This window comes from Neisseria sp. HMSC069H12, assembly GCF_001812735.1.
Classification (GTDB): domain Bacteria; phylum Pseudomonadota; class Gammaproteobacteria; order Burkholderiales; family Neisseriaceae; genus Neisseria; species Neisseria subflava.
Genome location: NZ_KV810253.1, coordinates 1 through 18,960, shown reverse-complemented (window position 1 = coordinate 18,960; position 18,960 = coordinate 1). Strand labels below are relative to the sequence as shown.

15 protein-coding genes and 2 pseudogenes are annotated in these 18,960 nt (G+C 48.3%); 12 read left to right on the top strand and 5 right to left on the bottom strand.

The features are described 5' to 3' along the window. Nucleotides 1–116 precede the first annotated feature (116 nt). From HMPREF2872_RS03875 to smc, 4 genes and pseudogenes are all read left to right on the top strand, one after another. A pseudogene (locus HMPREF2872_RS03875) lies at nucleotides 117–485 on the top strand (AAA family ATPase); the annotation flags it as partial. A gap of 464 nt (nucleotides 486–949) precedes the next feature. Continuing rightward, nucleotides 950–2,197: a hypothetical protein gene (locus tag HMPREF2872_RS11980; protein WP_283118982.1), complete on the top strand. Its 1,248-nt coding sequence runs from the start codon at nucleotides 950–952 to the stop codon at nucleotides 2,195–2,197. Further along, on the top strand, nucleotides 2,157–3,704 hold the full coding sequence (locus tag HMPREF2872_RS11975; protein ID WP_283118981.1) for an autotransporter outer membrane beta-barrel domain-containing protein: 1,548 nt from the start codon (nucleotides 2,157–2,159) through the stop codon (nucleotides 3,702–3,704). The genes HMPREF2872_RS11980 and HMPREF2872_RS11975 overlap by 41 nt, the downstream gene beginning before the upstream one ends. Before the next feature lie 377 nt (nucleotides 3,705–4,081). Continuing rightward, complete coding sequence (gene smc, locus HMPREF2872_RS03865) at nucleotides 4,082–7,567, top strand: chromosome segregation protein SMC (RefSeq protein WP_070631353.1); 3,486 nt, start codon at nucleotides 4,082–4,084, stop codon at nucleotides 7,565–7,567. Between the two features lie 93 nt (nucleotides 7,568–7,660). Here smc and HMPREF2872_RS03860 read toward each other — a convergent pair whose 3' ends face one another. The 3 genes from HMPREF2872_RS03860 to pmbA form a co-directional block, all read right to left on the bottom strand. After that, a complete protein-coding gene (locus HMPREF2872_RS03860) occupies nucleotides 7,661–8,170 on the bottom strand; it encodes a cold-shock protein (protein ID WP_070631351.1) in 510 nt (169 codons plus the stop codon). Nucleotides 8,171–8,324: 154 nt separating this feature from the next. Continuing rightward, entirely contained in the window at nucleotides 8,325–9,494 is a 1,170-nt protein-coding gene (locus HMPREF2872_RS03855) for a glycosyltransferase (protein ID WP_070631349.1), read from the bottom strand. A gap of 87 nt (nucleotides 9,495–9,581) precedes the next feature. Next, nucleotides 9,582–10,913 (bottom strand): metalloprotease PmbA, encoded by a 1,332-nt coding sequence (gene pmbA, locus HMPREF2872_RS03850; RefSeq protein WP_070631347.1) that lies wholly within the window; start codon nucleotides 10,911–10,913, stop codon nucleotides 9,582–9,584. Nucleotides 10,914–11,037: 124 nt separating this feature from the next. On the opposite strand from pmbA, the gene yjgA reads away from it, so the two are divergent. The 8 genes from yjgA (at nucleotide 11,038) to HMPREF2872_RS03810 (ending at nucleotide 17,627) form a co-directional block, all read left to right on the top strand. Next, the gene (gene yjgA, locus HMPREF2872_RS03845) at nucleotides 11,038–11,571 is read left to right on the top strand and encodes a ribosome biogenesis factor YjgA (protein ID WP_070631345.1); all 534 of its coding nucleotides are present in this window, start codon (nucleotides 11,038–11,040) and stop codon (nucleotides 11,569–11,571) included. 71 nt (nucleotides 11,572–11,642) lie between these two features. Further along, on the top strand, nucleotides 11,643–12,353 hold the full coding sequence (locus HMPREF2872_RS03840) for a hypothetical protein (protein WP_070631344.1): 711 nt from the start codon (nucleotides 11,643–11,645) through the stop codon (nucleotides 12,351–12,353). 195 nt (nucleotides 12,354–12,548) lie between these two features. Next, nucleotides 12,549–12,980 (top strand): hypothetical protein, encoded by a 432-nt coding sequence (locus tag HMPREF2872_RS03835; RefSeq protein WP_070631341.1) that lies wholly within the window; start codon nucleotides 12,549–12,551, stop codon nucleotides 12,978–12,980. A gap of 16 nt (nucleotides 12,981–12,996) precedes the next feature. Continuing rightward, nucleotides 12,997–13,458 carry a hypothetical protein gene (locus HMPREF2872_RS03830; protein WP_070631339.1) on the top strand — a complete coding sequence of 154 codons (462 nt, stop codon included), beginning with the start codon at nucleotides 12,997–12,999 and terminating at the stop codon, nucleotides 13,456–13,458. Between the two features lie 16 nt (nucleotides 13,459–13,474). Beyond that, nucleotides 13,475–13,936, top strand: a complete 462-nt coding sequence (locus tag HMPREF2872_RS03825; protein ID WP_070631338.1) for a hypothetical protein — start codon at nucleotides 13,475–13,477, stop codon at nucleotides 13,934–13,936. Nucleotides 13,937–13,952: 16 nt separating this feature from the next. Next, nucleotides 13,953–14,852, top strand: a complete 900-nt coding sequence (locus HMPREF2872_RS03820) for a hypothetical protein (RefSeq protein ID WP_070631336.1) — start codon at nucleotides 13,953–13,955, stop codon at nucleotides 14,850–14,852. A gap of 120 nt (nucleotides 14,853–14,972) precedes the next feature. Further along, nucleotides 14,973–16,673 (top strand): single-stranded-DNA-specific exonuclease RecJ, encoded by a 1,701-nt coding sequence (recJ, locus tag HMPREF2872_RS03815; protein WP_070631334.1) that lies wholly within the window; start codon nucleotides 14,973–14,975, stop codon nucleotides 16,671–16,673. Nucleotides 16,674–16,691: 18 nt separating this feature from the next. Continuing rightward, the gene (locus tag HMPREF2872_RS03810) at nucleotides 16,692–17,627 is read left to right on the top strand and encodes a DMT family transporter (protein WP_070631332.1); all 936 of its coding nucleotides are present in this window, start codon (nucleotides 16,692–16,694) and stop codon (nucleotides 17,625–17,627) included. Nucleotides 17,628–17,697: 70 nt separating this feature from the next. On the opposite strand, the gene HMPREF2872_RS03805 is transcribed toward HMPREF2872_RS03810, so the two are convergent. Together HMPREF2872_RS03805 and HMPREF2872_RS11850 are read right to left on the bottom strand one after the other, a co-directional pair. Then, nucleotides 17,698–18,612, bottom strand: a complete 915-nt coding sequence (locus HMPREF2872_RS03805; protein ID WP_283118980.1) for a hypothetical protein — start codon at nucleotides 18,610–18,612, stop codon at nucleotides 17,698–17,700. Nucleotides 18,613–18,699: 87 nt separating this feature from the next. Continuing rightward, a pseudogene (locus HMPREF2872_RS11850) lies at nucleotides 18,700–18,960 on the bottom strand (hypothetical protein); the annotation flags it as partial.

The window sequence follows — 18,960 nt, the reverse complement described above, 5'->3', positions numbered from 1 at the left end:
AGGCCGTCTGAAACTTCAGACGGCCTTTTTATTTGATTTGAGTTGTCAGATTTTCTCTCAACGGATAAGCGTATTTCCGTTAAAATACGCCTTCTTTTCCGATTCGAAACATTGCCATGAGTCTTACTCACATCAAACTCTCCGGCTTCAAATCTTTTACCGACCCGACCACGATTCATGTGCCGGGGCAGCTTGTTGCGGTTATCGGGCCGAACGGCTGCGGCAAGTCGAATGTGATTGACGCGGTGCGCTGGGTGCTGGGTGAGGCTTCGGCGAAGCAGCTTCGCGGCGAGAGTATGCAGGACGTGATTTTTAATGGTGCGGCAACGCGCCGTCCTGCGCCGAGGGCTTCGGTGGAGCTGGTGTTTGACAACAGCGACCACAGTTTGCAGGGGGCGTGGGGGCAGTATGCCGAGGTGAGCATCAAGCGGCAGCTGACGCGTCAGGGCGAATCGACTTATTTCATCAACAATCAGACCGTGCGCTGCCGCGTATAGAAACAAAGTAGTACAAAATTAATCAATAATAATATCATTGCTTTGAAACTTAGTCAAAATGAGGCAACGCTACAAATATCATAAGATTGTATAACTCTCTGAATTTTAAGTGAAGTGTAAGCAGTAGATTTCCATAGAATTTTCAAAGAAAGCAGGATTTGTTGTAGTTAAAGAATACTTCTAAAAACCACTGAAGATAATAAATGTACCGATAATCTAAAAAATCACACTGCTTGATAAATTGTTATAAACTTATTATGATAAACCAGTAGTTTGAAATAAAAATAGCAAAGCGATACGCTTTGGTATAGCACAAAGATTTATTATTAAGGTGGTAATCAATTTGCTGTGGATATTTCAGAGATCTTTCCCCTTAGGCTTACGGTAACGCAGTAATTTTTTATTTAAGTCGTATTTTTCACATTTGCCATCAATTTCTAAAGGAACAAAACATGCGTATTAAAAAAACTAGCTCGATTATGACAAAAAATAATAATCATCAATTGAGTACAGCATTAACTACTCTTACTTGTATGTTGGCAGGTATGTTTCCGATATATACCCAGGCAGCATCGATTTATGGATGTGATAGAAGCTTTTTTAGCAATGAAAATGCCGACGGTTGCTCTGTATCAGTGGGATTAGGTCAGAAAGTAGATGGCTCCGTTACTGGTGGCAGTGCCCACAAAGGCTCGGCTAATAATAATCGTGTCAATGTTGCACACAGCGCACATGTTTCGGGCGCTATTCGTGGTGGAAGCTCGACTAAAAAAGAAACTAATCATAATGAAGTGGTGATAGGAAATAATGTCCAAATTGGTACGGAAAAAGATAATGGATTTGTTTTGGGCGGTTCATCGAGCGAATCCAGTGCTATTTTCAATGCTGTGCGTATTGGAGCTAATGCAATAATAAATGGTTTTGTTGAAGGTGGTTCTGCTAGTGGCGTAAAGACAGATGAGGCCAGCCGCAAAAATATTGAAATAGATTCCTCCAGCAACAGTGTTCATATTGGAGATAATTCGGTTGTAACAGGAAGTGTCTCTGGCGGTTCGGATGGGATGCTATCTTCCTTCAACGAAGTCTTAATCGGTAACAATGTCAGGGTAGGTCCGAAACTTCCCGATGAAGAGTTGGTCCGTGGTGGAATTGTTACAGGCGGCAGCGCAGGACATCAAACTAATTATGTTCCTGTTGTCACTAACTCCAATGTTGTTCGTATCGGAGATGATTTTTATGCCGGACAAGTATTAGGTGGTAGTTCAGGCAAAGAGTCCAGTGTCATCCCTGATAATACAGAAAACGAAAACCGCGTGACTATCGGAGACCGTAGCAGAATATTTAATGTTGTTGCGGGTAGTGGCACAGAAAAAGCTATTGTAAACAAAAATGAACTCAGAATCGGTAAAGATGCAAATATTAATAGGATACGTGGCGGTGATGCTTGGAATGGCAGCAATGTTTCTGAAAATTTGGTAACGATAGGTGCAAACCTGACTGCTGATGAGGTTATAGGCGGTCAAGCTGGCTTGGAGAGCGAGGCAAACAACAATACTGTCATGCTCGGCCGTAATGCGACAGTGAGAGATAAGCTTGTTGGAGGGGTGGCAGTCACACGTGCAAATGGCAATAAAGTTCTGCTTAATAGAGATTTCAAGATTGCCAACCTCTCAGGAGGGGGGGGCAACAGAAGAAGCTAATAATAATATCGTTACGCTTTTGGGCAGAGGCGAAGTTTCCGGTGTGCTCTATGGTGGTGTCAGCAGTAATAAAAGTGCCGGTAATACGTTAAATTTGGGTAACATCAACGAACCGATAGAAATGAACAGCATATCTGCTGGTAAAGTTGGATATTTCAATACCTACAATTTTTATCTGCCCAACAATACCCGTAATCAAGATATCGCATTGAAACTGTTAGGTATTGAAGGGGATTTTGATTCAGTTATAGATTTGGGTAATGCTACCGTTAACAGCTATGTGCCGGGAGATACTGCTTTGAAAGCAGGAGATATTGTACATTTGATACAGGTAGATCCCACCAGGGAAATCGCATGGAAAGGGCAAGGAAAGGTATATCAAGGCGTTACTCTGACTCATGATTTGGCAGATATTAGAGTGGATGATCAGTCAAAAAACCTAGATTTAGTATTCCAAAAAAATAACATTAAGGACAGCATAAACGTTCCAGCTAACAACAATGGCTCTGTGAATAATACTGGTACAGGGAATAAGAACAATGCCTCCAACAATACTGACACCACAATGCCATCTGCTAATGTAAACCCAAAAACTAAATCTTTGTTGCAAGGTCGTTTGGTTGCGCCAGCGTTGATTAATGGTGGTTCAGCTTACCTTTTGGAAGGTGGTTTGGAATCATTCTATCAAAATACCAATGTAGATAAAAACAAAGCAAATATCGGCTCTAACGGCTTTGCTAATGTCCGTGCTGATAACCGTGAAGTAACGACAGGCAGTCATGTAAAACTGAAAGGTATGACATTTGATGCAGGTTATGCATGGAATAAACCTTTAGGCTTGGGTAATCTAACATATGGTATCGCTGCTGAATACGGTTATACTCGTTATACATCACATTTGGACGACGGTACCAGAGGTAAGGGTAAAGCTTGGTACTTAGGTGCAAATACATTTGGGAATTACTTGTGGAACAATGGCTTGTATATACAAGGCAGCCTTCGTATCGGCCGTGTTTCAGGAGACTACCGCAGTAACGATTTCGTGCATGCTAATGGCAACCAGGTCAACTATGACAGCAAATCCAATTACATAGCGGGCCATATCGGTGTAGGTAAGATTTGGCAGCTAGGCAGTCTAAATTCATTAGACACTTATATTAAATACTTTGACTCCCATACATCTAGTGATAAAGCTAAGTTGAATTCAGGTGAAACATATCATTTTTCTTCAGTTCGTTCTCAAAGAGGCCGTATTGGTGTGCAATATAACCATCAGTTAGCCAAAACAAAATTGCATTTTGGTTTAGCTCATGAACGAGAATGGAATGGTCATGTACGTGCTCAATATCAAGGCTTATCCTTACCTAGTCCGACTATGAAAGGAGGGACCACTTTGGGTGAAGCAGGAGTAAATTACCAATTGGGCGGTAAACAATTGAATACGGCCTTGCAGGTTTACGGCGGTCGCCAACGAGGTGCAGGTCTTCATTTGGGCGTTAAATTCTGATTAACTCATGGAATTGATACTTATTTGAAACAATCTGCAACGGTTTCGTCAACGACGTTCTACGCAGATAATCTTCAAACTATATCTTTCCAGATGACATTAAAACCTGAATCCAGTGAAAACTGGACTCAGGTTTTTTCATTTTTGATTTTTAAATTTTCATCTTCATATCTCTCATTAATAAAATAAGAATATAATATTTATGCATTAAATAAACTCAATATGCAAAAATCAAAATACAAAGCGTACTAGGCATGCACTTCGTAAGCTAGAGCGTAATTTCGTTTTACAGGCATAATACTTCCATGATTGAATTGTCGGTTTCTTCTACTGTTTTAGTATAAAATCCCACTTTATTTTTTTCCCGTCCTTATCTCATGCGCCTTACCCACATCAAACTCTCCGGCTTCAAATCTTTTACCGACCCGACCACGATTCATGTGCCGGGGCAGCTTGTTGCGGTTATCGGGCCGAACGGCTGCGGCAAGTCGAATGTGATTGACGCGGTGCGCTGGGTGCTGGGTGAGGCTTCGGCGAAGCAGCTTCGCGGCGAGAGTATGCAGGACGTGATTTTTAATGGTGCGGCAACGCGCCGTCCTGCGCCGAGGGCTTCGGTGGAGCTGGTGTTTGACAACAGCGACCACAGTTTGCAGGGGGCGTGGGGGCAGTATGCCGAGGTGAGCATCAAGCGGCAGCTGACGCGTCAGGGCGAATCGACTTATTTCATCAACAATCAGACCGTGCGTCGCCGTGACATTACCGATTTGTTTTTAGGTACGGGCGTGGGCGCGCGCGGTTATGCCGTTATTGAGCAGGGGATGATTTCGCGCATCATCGAAGCGCGGCCGGAGGAGTTGCGCGCCTATATCGAGGAGGCGGCGGGCGTGTCCAAATATAAGGAACGCCGCAAGGAGACGGAAGGTCGTCTGAAAGACACGCGCGAGCATTTGCAGCGTTTGGGCGATTTGCAGAACGAGTTGGCGCGTCAGGTGGAAAAGCTGGGAAAACAGGCGGAAACCGCCGAACGCTACAAATCCCTGACTGCGCAGTTGAACCAACAACAGGATTTGCTCGATTACGCCCAATGGCAGCAATCGCTTGCCGCCGCCGACAAGGCGACCGCGCAGCATCAGTCTTTGCAGGCGCAGCAGGACGAAACCGCCGCGCAGGTTCAGGCGTTAAACGACGAAGTACACGCCTTGCAGACCGCCGAGCAGTCGCAGCAGCAGGCGGTGCACGAATTGAGCAACAAACGCGGCGTGTTGCGCGAGCAGATTGCCCGTTTGGAAGAACAAATCCGCCATCAGCAAAACCTGCACCAACGCATCGAACGCGACAAACAGGCGGCGCAGGCGCAGATGCAGCGCATCCATCAGGAGCAGCAGCAAATCCGCGTGCAGCTTGAAGAAAACGAGTTGCAGGCCGAGGAAAAGCAAACCGAGTTGGCAGAATGGGCGATGCAGGTTGCCGAACACGAAGAGCGTCTGCCCGAATTGGAAGAAGCTCAAGCCACACTCAACGCTGCCTTCCAAACCCAGAAAGACGAGGCAAACCGCATCCGCCGCGAACTGGCGTTGAAGCAACAGCAGCTTGCCCATGCCGAACAAACCGTTGCCAAACACGAAGAGCGCAAAGGTCGTCTGAAACAGGAAAACCAAGCCCTGAACCTGCCCGACGAGGCCGAAACCGCCGCCGCGCAGGAAGCCGCCGCCTTGTTGCAAAGCCAGCAAGAGCATTACGAAGAACAAATCATTGCCGCCGAAGAAGCCTTACACGCCGCCCGCGAGGCGTTTCAGACGGCCTCAAACCGCTTCCAAAGCCTGAAGCAGCGACACATCACCTTGCAGGCGCAGCAGCAGGCGTTGTCGCAAATCCTGTCGCAACAGCAGGAAGCTGCCGACTTCTGGCAGGCAACCGACCACGCCGCCGCGCCGCAACTGTGGCAACACATCACCGCGCCCGCCGAGTGGCAGCATGCCCTGTCCGTCATCCTTGCCGAACGCCTGCACGCCCGCGCCGTGCCGCACGGCTTCGTTCCGCCCGCACCTTTGCCGCAGGGGCAGGCGGCATGGCTTTCAGACGACCTCTCCGGCGGCATCAAAAAATCCCTACCCGTACAGGCATTGCTGAACCAAATCCAAGCGCAGCCGCCGTTTCAGACGGCATTGCACCACTGGCTCGACGGCGTATTGTGCGCGCCCGATTTGAGCTACGCCCTCGCGCATCAAAGCGATTTGGGCGCACACCAAATCTGGCTCACGCCCGAAGGCCATCAGGTCGACAAAATCAGCGTCCTGCTCTATGCCAAAGCCGCGCAGGAAAGCCTGATTGCCCAAAAAGCCCGTCTCGACGGCATCGCGTCCGAACTGGAAAACCTCGCCCCCGAACTCTCCGCCGCCGAAGCCGCGTTCAAACAGGCGGAGGCTGCCGTGCGCTCGTCTGAAACGCAGCACAAAAACCTGATGCAGCAGCAACAGCAGCACACGCGCCAATACAGTCAAGCGCAGCAACGCGCCGCCGAGCTTCTGGCGCGCACCAACCAAGGGCAAATCCGCCGCGAACACATCGAGCGCGAACTGGCGCAGTTGGCGGAAGAACAGACTGTATTGCAACACACGTCCGACGGGCTTTCAGACGACATCGCTACTTTGCAGGAAGCCGCCGCCGAACTCGAACACCAGCAGCAAACCACCGCACACAGCCGCCAAGAGCAGCAAGGCCGTCTGAAACAGGCGCAGCTTGCCCTATTGGAAGCCAACCGCCAATACGGGCTGGCGGAAGTCGCCGTCCACAAGCTCAACCAGCAAAAACAAAACTACCAACAGCAAATCGCCCGGCTCGAACAGCAAACCCTAGACTGGCAGGAACGCCAACAAGAGCTTGCCCTCGCCTATGAAACCGAGTTCCAAAACGACGAGCAGCACATCAAGCTCGACGAGCTGACCGAAGCCGTGCACACGCTGGACGAAGAATACATCGCCGTGCAGGAAAAACTCGCGCAGATTCAGGAGCAGGGCAGGGAGCAATACGCCCGCGTACAAGCCCTGCAAACCAAGCTGCCGCAGCTTCAGGCCGCCACCCAAACCGCCCTGTTGCAACAACAGGAAGCCCTGATTAACGCCAAACGCTACCATCAAAACCTGACCGAACGCGCCGCCGATTTGGACGCGCTCGAAGCGTTGGCGCAAGAATCGCCGAAAGTATTGAACAGCAGCATCGGCAGTCTCACCCAGCAAATCGAAGCCCTCGGCGCCGTCAACCTCGCCGCCCTGCAAGAACTTGAAGAAGCGCGCGAACGCGACGGCTACTACCGCAGCCAAAGCGGAGACGTACAGGCCGCCATCACCCTTTTGGAAGAAGCCATCGCCCAAATCGACGACAAAACCAAAGCGCGTTTCAAAGAAACCTTCGACGCCGTCAACGGCAAAGTCCAAACCTTCTTCCCGACCCTGTTCGGCGGCGGTGAAGCCACCCTCAAAATGATAGGCGACGACCTCTTGACCGCCGGCGTGTCCATCATGGCGCGCCCGCCCGGCAAGAAAAACAGCACCATCCACCTCCTCTCCGGCGGAGAAAAAGCCCTCACCGCCATGAGCCTCGTGTTCGCCCTGTTCAGCCTCAACCCCGCCCCCTTCTGCCTTTTAGACGAAGTCGACGCTCCGCTGGACGATGCCAACACCTCGCGTTTCTGCAACCTGGTCAAAGAAATGTCGGCGCAAACCCAGTTCCTCTACATCTCCCACAACCGCCTAACCATGGAAATGGCGGAGCAGCTGGTCGGTGTAACCATGCAGGAAAAAGGCGTCTCGCGCGTCGTTGCCGTAGACATCAAACAAGCGTTGGAAATGGCGGAGCCGAATTGAGGTAAGAACAAAGGCCGTCTGAAAGAATGAGGAAGAAATCTATAATTTCATCTTCCCATTTTTTCAGACGGCCTTTTTGTATTGGATAAAGTGTTATTGTTTTGAAGTATTATCTTTGGCGCGTTGAGGCTGCCCCGAGCGTTGGTTGCTGCGGTTGACGGCATCACGCCATGCTTTGCGTTCCGCTTCGATTTTCGCGGCTACTTCGTGAACCATGGTTTCTTGTTTTTTGATGGCCGGCTCTTCCGGTGTGTTATCGGAAAAGTGGAGGCCGTACCACAAGGTGGCGAAAATGCCGCAGACGAAGATAACGGCAATCAGGCCGATGATGGCTTGTTTGCCGGCGAGGGGTTTTTCAGGGGGCGGGACGAGGATATCAAAGCAGTCGGCGCAATCGAGGGCGAAGCAGACGTTTTCGGCTTCTTTGCGGCCGCGTCGGCCTTCTGTGATGTTGAAGGAGATGTGTTGCCCTTCGGCCGGAAGGCGGGTAAGGGTGGTGAAGGCGGCAAGGGCAAGAAAGATTTCTTGGCCTGTGTCTTCTATGGTAGCGGCGCCGAAGCCGCGCTTGTTGTTCCAGCGAGTAATCGTTCCGTAATAGCGCATAATGTATGTGGGGATATTATTATAGGTAACAGTTTTTCTTTGGACTGATTTTAAATCAAAAAGTTTAGTTATTGTCTTAATTTTACACTAGATTTGTCTTGTTGGAAGCAGGTAGGCCGTCTGAAGGATTCCAGACGGCATGTATGGTTTATGCCTACTTATTAAGCACTTTTTGGAAGGTGTCGATCAGGTGTTGCGCAATGGCACGGCTGCCGAATTGTTGCAGGCAATCTTGGCGCAAACGGACGGGTTCGTATTGTGCATGGTTTTCGTAGAGGGTGAGCAATGCTTTGGTCAGCTCCGGGATGTTTTCGATTGGCACCAGCAGGCCGTTGTCGGAAGTGACGATGGACTCGGGGCCGCCGCAGCGTGTTGCGATAATGGGTAAACCTTGTGACAGTGCTTCGATATAGACGACGCCGAAGGTCTCGGTACGGCTGGCGAGGACGAAGGCGTTGCTGTGGCGCATGAGGTCTAGGGTTTGGTCAGTGGTTAATGCGCCGGTAAAGGTAACGGCGTGATTGATACCCAAGTCGTTTGCCAGTTGTTTCAGACGACCTCCTTCTACGCCGCCGCCGCCGATTTTGAGTTTGAGCTGCGGATAGGTTTTGAGTGCTTCGGCAAAAGCAGGCAGGAGCAGGTCGTGGCCTTTGAGGTGGCGCAGGTGGGAGACGCTGCAGAAGGTGAAGTCTTGATTGTTTTTTTCGGGGAACTCGAAATCCTGTTCAAAATTGCCGCCCAGCATATTGGGCAGGTATTGCCAGTCTGTACCGGCGTAGGTTTTTTCGAGAATGCGGCAGAAATCACGGCTGACGGCGAACCGTGCCGCGCTGTGGCGCACGGCTTCGTGCATGGACGGCCATTGGTTTTTGCGGACAAGACCGCGTGAAATGGTGCTGCTGTGTTCGGTAATCACATAGGGAATGCCGTATTTTTTGAAGATGGCGCAGGCCAAAATGGCGGCGTAGTTGACGCAATGGGCGTGAATTACGTCGGGTTTGCCGTTGTCGGCGATATAGGCTTCAAAAGCTTTCATGCCTGCGTTGACCCAGCGGATGCGGTCGATATCGACAACCGGACAGCGTGGGAAGAAATACATGCTGTCATAGGCGTAAGTATTGAGTCCGCCTTGCTGATGGCGGCGCAGGCCGTAGAAGCGCGAGAAGATGGTTTTCGGATGGCTTCTCAAGTAGCGGAACATGGGTACGACCATGCCGATTTTCATGCCTTCGCGTTGCAGGGCTTGGGCTTGGAGGCGGAAAAAGATTCCGTCCACGTCGGTTTCGGAAGAAGGATACCAAGAGGGGATAACGACAATATGCATGATGTGTTTTTTATGGAAGTAGATAACGGCGAGGCCGTCTGAAAAGAAAAGATATCTTTCAGACGGCCTTTTGTATATTTAGTTCAATCAGTTGCCGGCAATCGTCATTTTGGAAACCAAGATGGAGCCGATTTGGTTGGACGAACGGCGTAATGCGTCGTCTGCCACGCCGATGATGTCGCGGTACATATCCTGCAAACGTCCGGCAATGGTGATTTCCTGAACCGGATAGGCAATGACGCCGTTTTCCACCCAAAAACCGGCCGCGCCGCGCGAGTAGTCGCCGGTAATGCCGTTGACGCCTTGTCCCATCAATTCGGTAACCAGCAAACCTGTTCCCATTTCTTTCAACAGGTCGGCCTGCGTGGCGTGGGTGTGGTTCAGATACAGATTGTGCGCGCCGCCGGCGTTGCCTGTTGTCTGCATGCCGAGTTTTTTCGCGCTGTAACTGCTGAGGAAATAGCCTTCGATGATGCCGTCTTTCACCACGAAACGCGGCTGAGTGGCCACGCCTTCGGCATCGAAATAAGTGCTGCGGAACGAGCGCAGGATATGCGGTTCTTCGCGCAGGCTGAGAAATTCGGGCAGCACCTGTTTGCCGATGCTGTCAATCAGGAAGCTGCTTTGGCGGTAGAGCGCGCCGCCGCTGAGTGCGCCGATAAGGTGGCCGATTAAACCGACGGCGACGGTGGTGTCAAACAGTACGGGATAGCTGCCGGTCGGAACACTGCGGCTGTTCAGACGGCGTAAAGTCCGTTCGGCCGCGGTTTTACCGATGAGTTCGGGCGCGTCCATGTCTTCGTGACGGCAGGAAGAATCGTACCAATAGTCGCGCTGCATGCCGTTTTCGTCGCTGGCGACCACGCTGCAAGAAATGCTGTGGTGCGTGCTTTGTTGGTGTGCGGCAAAGCCGTGGGTGTTGCCGTAGACGTATTGGTAATGGCCGGTATGAACCGATGCGCCTTCCGAATTTTCAATGCGTTTGTCCGTTGACAGCGCGGCCTGTTCGCATTGCTTGGCCAAATCAATGGCGGATTCGGTACTCAAATCCCATTCGTGGTAGCGGTCGAGGTCGCCGATGTGGGTTGCCATCAAGGCAGCATCGGCAAGGCCGGCGCAATCGTCTTCGGCGGTATAGCGTGCAATATCGATGGCGGCCTTGACCGTATCTTGCAGGGCGCGTTCGGAAAAGTCGGCCGTGCTGGCGCGGCCTTTGCGTTGGCCGACATAGACCGTAATGTCTAAAGATTTATCTTGTTGGAACTCGATTTGTTCGATTTCGCCCAAGCGCACGCTGACGCTTTGACCGAGCGACTCGCTGAAATCGGCTTCGGCCGCGGTGGCGCCGGATTGTTTGGCCAAATCCAGCGTGTGTCCGCACAAGCGCAACAGCTCGTCCGGTGTGTGGTTAAACAGCATAAAAAGGTTTCCTGACAGGGTTTTGCGGCATTTTAACCGTTTCAGACGACCTCTGCAAAAATCGCACGGAAAGGCTGTCTGAAAACTGATAAAATAGACAGATTCAGAAAATCAGGGAAACACAATGTTTGAACAAGAAGACGAATGGGTCAGCAAAACCCAAATGAAAAAGCAGATGAACGATTTGCAGGCTTTGGGTATGGAATTGACCAAGCTCTCCAGCGATACGTTGAAAAAAATCGGCTTGGACGAAGACTTGTTCGAGGCGATTGCCACCTATAAAAAAATTACGTCCAACAGCGCGCTCAAACGCCAAGCCCAATTTATCGGCCGTCTGATGCGCGATACCGACCCTGCGCCCATCGAAGCCTATTTGGCCAAACTGCGCGGCGACAATACGGCGCACAATGCCTTTTTACAACGCGTCGAGCAGGCGCGTACCCGACTGTTGACAGACGATGGCGCGATTACCCAATTTATGGCCGATTTTCCGCAAGCCGACGCCGGCAAATTGCGCACCTTGATCCGCAATACCAAAAAAGAGCAGGAACAAAACAAACCGCCGAAAAACTTCCGCGCGCTGTTCCAAGAAATTAAAGCAGTGATGGAGGCCGGTCAATCCGACGCTTCAGAAGAAGGGCAGGATTGGGAGGAATAAACCTTAAGGCCGTCTGAAAACCGATTGCGGTTTTCAGACGGCCTGTATCGTAATATCGAAGGAGGATGACCATGAAATTTTGCCACTCTGTAACTGCCTTGCTGATTAGTGTATTGACCCTCAATGGATGTACTGCCTTTCTTTGGGGAGAGAACAACCCGTTCCATAAAACCACAACCGAAAAAACCGTTGCCAAAGATAATATTCACGCATTTGGCGTGGTTGCCAAAGACAATACGCAACTGGAAACAGGCAGCTTGGTCATGATGGGCAAAAAATATTGGTTTGTCGTTAATCCTAAAGATTCGGCCAAATTGAAGGCAGTCTTGGATGTTAAATTGGACAGACAGTTTCAAATGGTTCAGCAAAACCCAAGATATGTGTATGAAGCTTTGCCAGTCGAATTGAAATCCCCTGAAGCGCAAACTTTCCGCTCGAATTTCTGCCTGCGTTACGATACTCAAAAAGTTGCTGAGATTGCCAAGTTAAAACAGCTGGCGTTCAAGTCGGTCGAACTCGATGGTAAAACTGTTTACACACGGTGCATTTCTACCGAAGGTCATTATTATGCAACGCCCAAAAATGTTGCCGAAGATCGTCGTTTTGATACTGCTGTCCCGGTCAGAATTTATTATACGGAAACCAAAAAAAGCACCGACGTTCAGAAGTTGACAGAGAATATCCTGCAAACGCCATTCACATTGGCTTTGGATGCAGTCGGCGCAGTGATAGCAGTCCCCTATGTCGTAGTCAGTGAAATTATCGATGCTTCACGCAAATAATATCCAAGGCCGTCATTCATGCAGGGGATAGAAAAAATGGCACATCCCATGCTTTCATAAGCGTGAATTAGAATTACCTTGAAATTAAATATTTTCAGATACTTATAAAATACTGATAGCGAATTTTCTTATGACTAATAAAATAATAGGAGAATTCAAATAACAAAAAATAAAAGTCTTTATAAAGGATTAATTATGCAATTAATAAACTTAGCGATATTTCCAATTGTTATGTCTCTTGTATTTTTATCAGCTTGCGAAGTAAGTAACCATGAAAAACATTCGGAAATCCAACAATCAGCTTCAAAAGGAAAAAGTAAAATGCAACCCCAAAGCCCTATGCTGAAAGAAATTTTTGCCAGTGAAAAGTACATTCCCCCTGGTCAGTCCAAAGATGTTAGTTATATTTTTTCTAAATATTTACCAATTGGCTCTTCCAAAAAGGAAGTAATTGAAAAATTGACTGAGATGAATCAACACTACAGCGATAAAGGTCATATTATCTACGCAGGCTATGGCAAACAGATTCACCCGATGATTCCTAATCCAAAGGTAATGATCGAATTAAAATTTAACGCTTCCGGTTATTTGGAAAATATCGACAGTCAATTCTATTATGCACAGTAACAATTGGAAAATATAAATGGCAAACGAAAAAATAGAAGTCGGCTATCGGCATATTGGTACATTTGCAGTATTGCCGATTACCCTATCGCTGCTTTTTTTAGCAGCTTGTGAGGCAAGCAGCCATGCTAAACAATCTGAAATTCGACAATCAACCTCAAAAGAGAAAAAAGATATGCCAACTAAAAGTTCGATGCTGAACGAGATTTTTTCCCGTGAAAAATATACCGCCGGAGGGAAGGTAAAAGATGTTACCTATATTGTCTCCAAATATTTACCGATTGGTTCTTCTAAAGAAGAGGTTATTAATAAGTTAAGTGATATGAATCAACACTATACTGATGAAGGAAATGTTATTTACGCAGGTTATGGCAGGCAGGTTCATCCAATGATTCCTTATCCTTCTGTCAGTATTGTATTAAAATTTAGTAATTCAGGCTATTTAGAGAATATCGATAGTAAATTTCATTATGCTCAATAACAATAGGAGAATATAAATGGCAAACGAAAAAATAGAAGTCGGCTACAGGCATATCGGCACATTTGCAGTATTGCCAATTACCCTATCACTTATTTTTTTATCAGCCTGCGAGGCAAGCAATTATGAAAAACACTCTGAAGTTCAACAATCAACCTTAAAAGGAAAAGGTAATATGCCGACCCCAAGCCCCATGCTGAACGAAATTTTTGCCAGTGAAAAATACATTGAACCCGGTCAGTCCAAAGATGTAAGCCATATTGTTGCTAAATATCTCCCGATTGGTTCTTCTAAAGAGAAAGTAATTAATAAATTAAATGAAATGAATCAGATTTATAAGGAAGAAGGTAACATTATCCATGCAGGGTATAGAAAAAAGACACCTCCTATGGTTCCACAAGCAGGAGTTAGAATTACATTGAAATTCAATAAATTTGGTCATTTAGAAAATATTGATAGCGAATTTTCTTATGCTCAATAACAATAGGGGAATATAAATGGCAAACGAAAAAATTGAAGTCGGTTATAGACATATTGACACATTTGCAAATGTAGATTATCACCATAAATTTCTGATCTATACCGATAAAACAGGGAGACAATATACCATCAGCGGATGGAGAGGTAAAGAAACTACACCTCAACTTCCTCTAGGAAAAATTCATATCAAGACAGGCTTACCTGAACACATAGGACTACCATATGATGCTGAAAATCCAGATAATATCAATAATAGAAAGAATGCTTGGTATAGAGACGAACATGACAATCCTATTACCCCACAAAAACAATACCGAGAACTAATCGCCGAAGCTCCCGATTTATCTACCAAATGGCAAGAAATGGTACGTAATGCCCAAAGTAAGGACAATATCTATCCTTATGATTACTTACGGCAAAATTCCAACACCCTTGCCGATACCTTATTGCGTGAAGCAGGCTTTCCTGAGCCTGCAAAAGATGGAATATTCCAGCATCTTGCCCCAGGTTCGGGAAATAAGCTGGATAAGAGTCTTGTGCCGAAAGATCCTGAGGATGTACACATTTCCGATATTAAAGATTTGAGTTATTTTGATGAAGAGAAACTCAGAGGAAATCCTCAGTATGCCATGAAAATACAGGCAGAAACGACCTACCCTTCCGAAATAGCGGCAGGAACCGACAATTCCCAGCCTCAATCCAAATACGAAGAGACTATGGCGATATTGCAGGGATTATTGAATGATACTGACGGTTTGTATGCAAAAAAACTTTTGGCTGACAATCCTGACAAAGTTGCCAGTTTCAATGAAAGAGTCCAACAGGCTTTAGAAGAAGAGTGGCAACAACAGCTAGTTGCTCAAGAAAACCAAAATATTCAACAAGAACAACAACGAGGCTTCTCCCGTTCTGTCTGAAGCAAACATTGCCCTGACTAATGCAGCTTGAAGAGGTCGTCTGAAAAACGGTTGTCAGACGACTTCTTTCTTTTACAATATCCCTTTTGAATACACAAAACTACCCTTGATTTCCACACCATGTCCGTCAAAATCCAAACACGTTCCATTAATCCGACTGTTTTTAACGACTTGCTCACTGCCGGTACCGATCCTTTGATTGCACGGCTGTGCGCTGCGCGTGATGTGCAAAGTCCGGCCGAGTTGGACGACAAGCTTGCTGCGCTTTTGCCGTATCAAACGCTGACAAACTGCGAAGCCGCCGCCGGCCGTTTGGCGGATGCGATTGAGCGTCAGGAAAAAATCCTGATTGTCGCCGACTATGATGCCGACGGTGCGACGGCGTGTTCCGTCGGTATGAGCGGTTTGGCGGCGATGGGGGCGAAAGTGGATTTCCTTGTGCCCAACCGTTTTGAACACGGCTACGGCTTAACACCCGAGCTGGCTGAAATCGCGGCCGAGCAAGGCGTGGATTTGTTGGTGACGGTGGATAACGGTATTGCCAGCATTGCAGGCGTGGCGCGTGCTCAGGAGTTGGGTTTGGATGTGATTGTTACCGACCACCATCTGCCTGCCGAGACCGTGCCTGACTGCATCATCGTCAATCCGAACCAAAAAGGCTGCGGTTTCCAAAGCAAAAGCTTGGCGGGCGTGGGCGTGATTTTTTATGTATTGATGGCTTTGCGTGCCGAACTGCGCCGCCGCCATTATTTTTCAGACGGCCTGAAAGAGCCGAATCTGGGCGATCTTTTGGATTTGGTCGCACTCGGTACCGTCGCCGATGTTGTCACTCTAGACCACAACAACCGTATCCTCGTGTCTCAAGGTTTGAAACGGATGCGTTTGGGCAAAATGCGCCCCGGTATCCGCGCCTTGTTTGAAGTGGCGCGACGGGATTGGCGCAAGGCTCAGCCGTTTGATATGGGCTTTGCGTTGGGACCGCGCATCAATGCGGCCGGACGGCTGGACGATATGTCGGTCGGCATTGCCTGTCTGTTGGCGCAAGATGATGCCGAAGCGCAGGAACTGGCGGCGCAGTTAAACGACCTCAATATCGAGCGCCGCGAAATCGAGCAATCCATGCTACAAGACGCGCTGAACGCCTTTCCCGAAACCCTGCCTCCAGGTCAGGCGACTTTGGTGGCGTATCGCGACGACTTCCATCAAGGCGTGGTCGGCATCGTTGCCAGCCGCCTCAAAGACCGTTTTTATCGTCCGGCCATCGTGTTTGCGCCTGCCGACAACGGCGAAGTGCGCGGTTCGGGACGCTCCATTCCCAATTTACACCTGCGCGATGCTTTGGACTTGGTGTCAAAACGCCATCCCGATTTGATTTTGAAATTCGGCGGACACGCGATGGCGGCGGGTTTGAGCATACTCGAACACAATATTCCCGCGTTTCAGACGGCCTTTGAAGAAGCAGTGCGCGAGATGGTGTGCGAAGACGATTTGTCGCAAACCTTCATCACCGACGGCAGCCTGCCTGCCCGTGACATTACGCTGGAACAGGCGCAGAACCTTGCCCGGCACGTTTGGGGGCAGGGCTTCGCGCCGCCGAGTTTTACCGATGAATTTCACGTCATCCGCCAGCAGCCTTTGGGCGCGGAGGGCAAACACAAAAAAGTCTGGCTGCAAAAAGACGGCTACGAATTTGAAGCCATGTTTTGGCGTTGCAGCGAAGACATTCCCGAATACATCCGCACGGTGTACCGCCCCGTTGCCAACGAATGGCGGAATAATCTCGAATTGCAGCTTTATATCGACTACTGGGAAGCCGCGTAAGCAAAGGCCGTCTGAAAAATGAAGAAACAAAAACCTTGGCTCGGCTTTTCATTGGCGCTGCTTGCCACCATGACTTGGGGCTCGCTGCCGGTCATCGCCCAACAGGCCTTAAAAGCCGTTGATGCACCCACTTTAGTGTGGGTGCGCTTTTTAGTGGCTTCGCTGGTGTTGTTTGCGTTGTTGGGGCTGACCGGCAAGTTGCCGAGGCCGTCTGAATTTTCCAGGCAGACCTTGTTTTTATTGGTGCTGGGCATTATCGGCATTTCCGCCAACTTCGTTCTCGTTGCCCTGGGTTTGCACTATATTTCGCCGACCACCACGCAGGTGTTGTGGCAGCTCTCACCCTTTACCATGATTTTGGTCGGCGTAGGCGTGTTTAAAGAAGCCTTTACGCACTGGCAAAAAATCGGCTTGATGCTTTTGCTGACGGGTTTGGTCATGTTTTTCAACGACAAATTCGGCGAACTTTTCAGCCTGGGCAGCTACGCGGTCGGCGTGATGATGGCGGCTTTGGGCAGCATGATTTGGGTGTGCTACGGCGTGGCGCAAAAACTTTTGTCCAAACATTTCAATTCGCAACAAATCCTGCTCATGATTTATTTTTGTAGCAGCTTTGTTTTCCTGCCGTTTGCCGAACCGTCGCAAATTGCCCATATCGGCAATCCGTTTTTATGGGGCTGCTTTATTTATTGCTGCCTGAACACGCTGATCGGCTACGGTTCATTCGGCGAAGCGCTCAATCATTGGGACGCTTCAAAAGTCAGTATCGTCACCACGCTGATTCCTGTATTCACCATGATATTTTCCACCATCGGCCATCATCTCGCCCCCGATTATTTTGCCGCTTCGGATATGAATATCGTCAGCTATGTAGGTGCCATGGTGGTTGTGGCCGGAGCCTTGCTGGCTGTGGCCGGAGAGAAAGTAATGGGGCTTTTTTTGAGAAAGATATGAAGCATTTATTGCAAAACAGAATAAAGCAAGGCCGTCTGAAACAGGTTTCAGACGGCCTCATGTGGAGCGATTAGCCGAAAGACCGCCCACCAAATTCCCTTTCCGCAGGATTCTGCTGCACAGAAATTTCCCTCGCTACCGTTTGTTGCCGTTCCTGTTCCATTCTTTCCTGTACTTTTGCATTGAAAGCATCAACAACTTCGCGGTTCTCTGCCAAAACCTGTTTGGCGAAAGAGCCGTCCTTATCGTTGAGCAAGCCTTGAACCAAGGTATGGAATTTATCTGTTTGGGATAACGGTTTTGTACGAGTAGGGGCGGTAATTTCCTCAATATTGTTATCTCTGCGACGGGCATCGGAGGGATGTTTGACGCCGTAAGCCGTATTCATACGGAAGTTTTTTAAATCTTCCATATCCAGTTTGCCTTCGACTTTGACCTGTCGTCCTCCCGGTAGCCTTACTCCGTTATCTTCTTTACTCTGGCTGAGGAACTCCTCCAAAGCCCTGTTTACTTTTCCTCCATATTGGTTGCCTATATCGGCAATAAAGACTTGTGCCTGCATATTGGATTGCAGGAATTTTTTATTGTCAGGATTTGTAATTTTAGAGATAACGTTATTTACCTTCTTAACTTTGTCATCAAGTGCTTTATCATAATCCTGATTGATTAATGAGATACCGGTTTCGGAAGCCAAAGCCTGATTCAATTTCGGTTTCAAATTTTGATACACCTGTTTGTCTTCGGCAGACATTTTATTGAATGGCTTGTATAGATGGATTTGCATCTGCTTTATTTCATTATCGGAAATAAAACGGTTGCCTTTTGAGTCTGTTGCTTCTCGCGCAATCCGTTCCAATAATTGCTGTCCTTTGTCATTGCCGCCTATGTCGTATTGGATAGGGCCGAAACTCGGACCGCTGGCAGCCTTCTCCGCATTCGATATTTTGTACGCGCCGTGCCCTCCCGACAATTCGTTTACCATCATGGCTTGATGGATATAGTATTTTAAACCGTCTTCCGGTTTCAGATGGTCTCCGCCTGTAAAACGACTCTATATCGTCTCCTATAAAAATTAAAAACGTTCCAATGCTTTCAAGTGATATTGTGTTTGTTGAACATCACACAGATAGAGGATTTTGTCTGAAGGAGTTTTCAAATCGGTTGTAATTGTCGGGTCGGAACAAAGTTCCTCCTTATAAGCCTTCCATTTTGAACGGACGCTTGTGAAATACTGTTTGGACAGCCCATGTAGCTTTGAATCTTTGGTAGCGGCACGTCGAAGTAAATCTTTGTACTTCATATCCAGTTTGTTTTCAAGTTTCAGCAGAGTAAT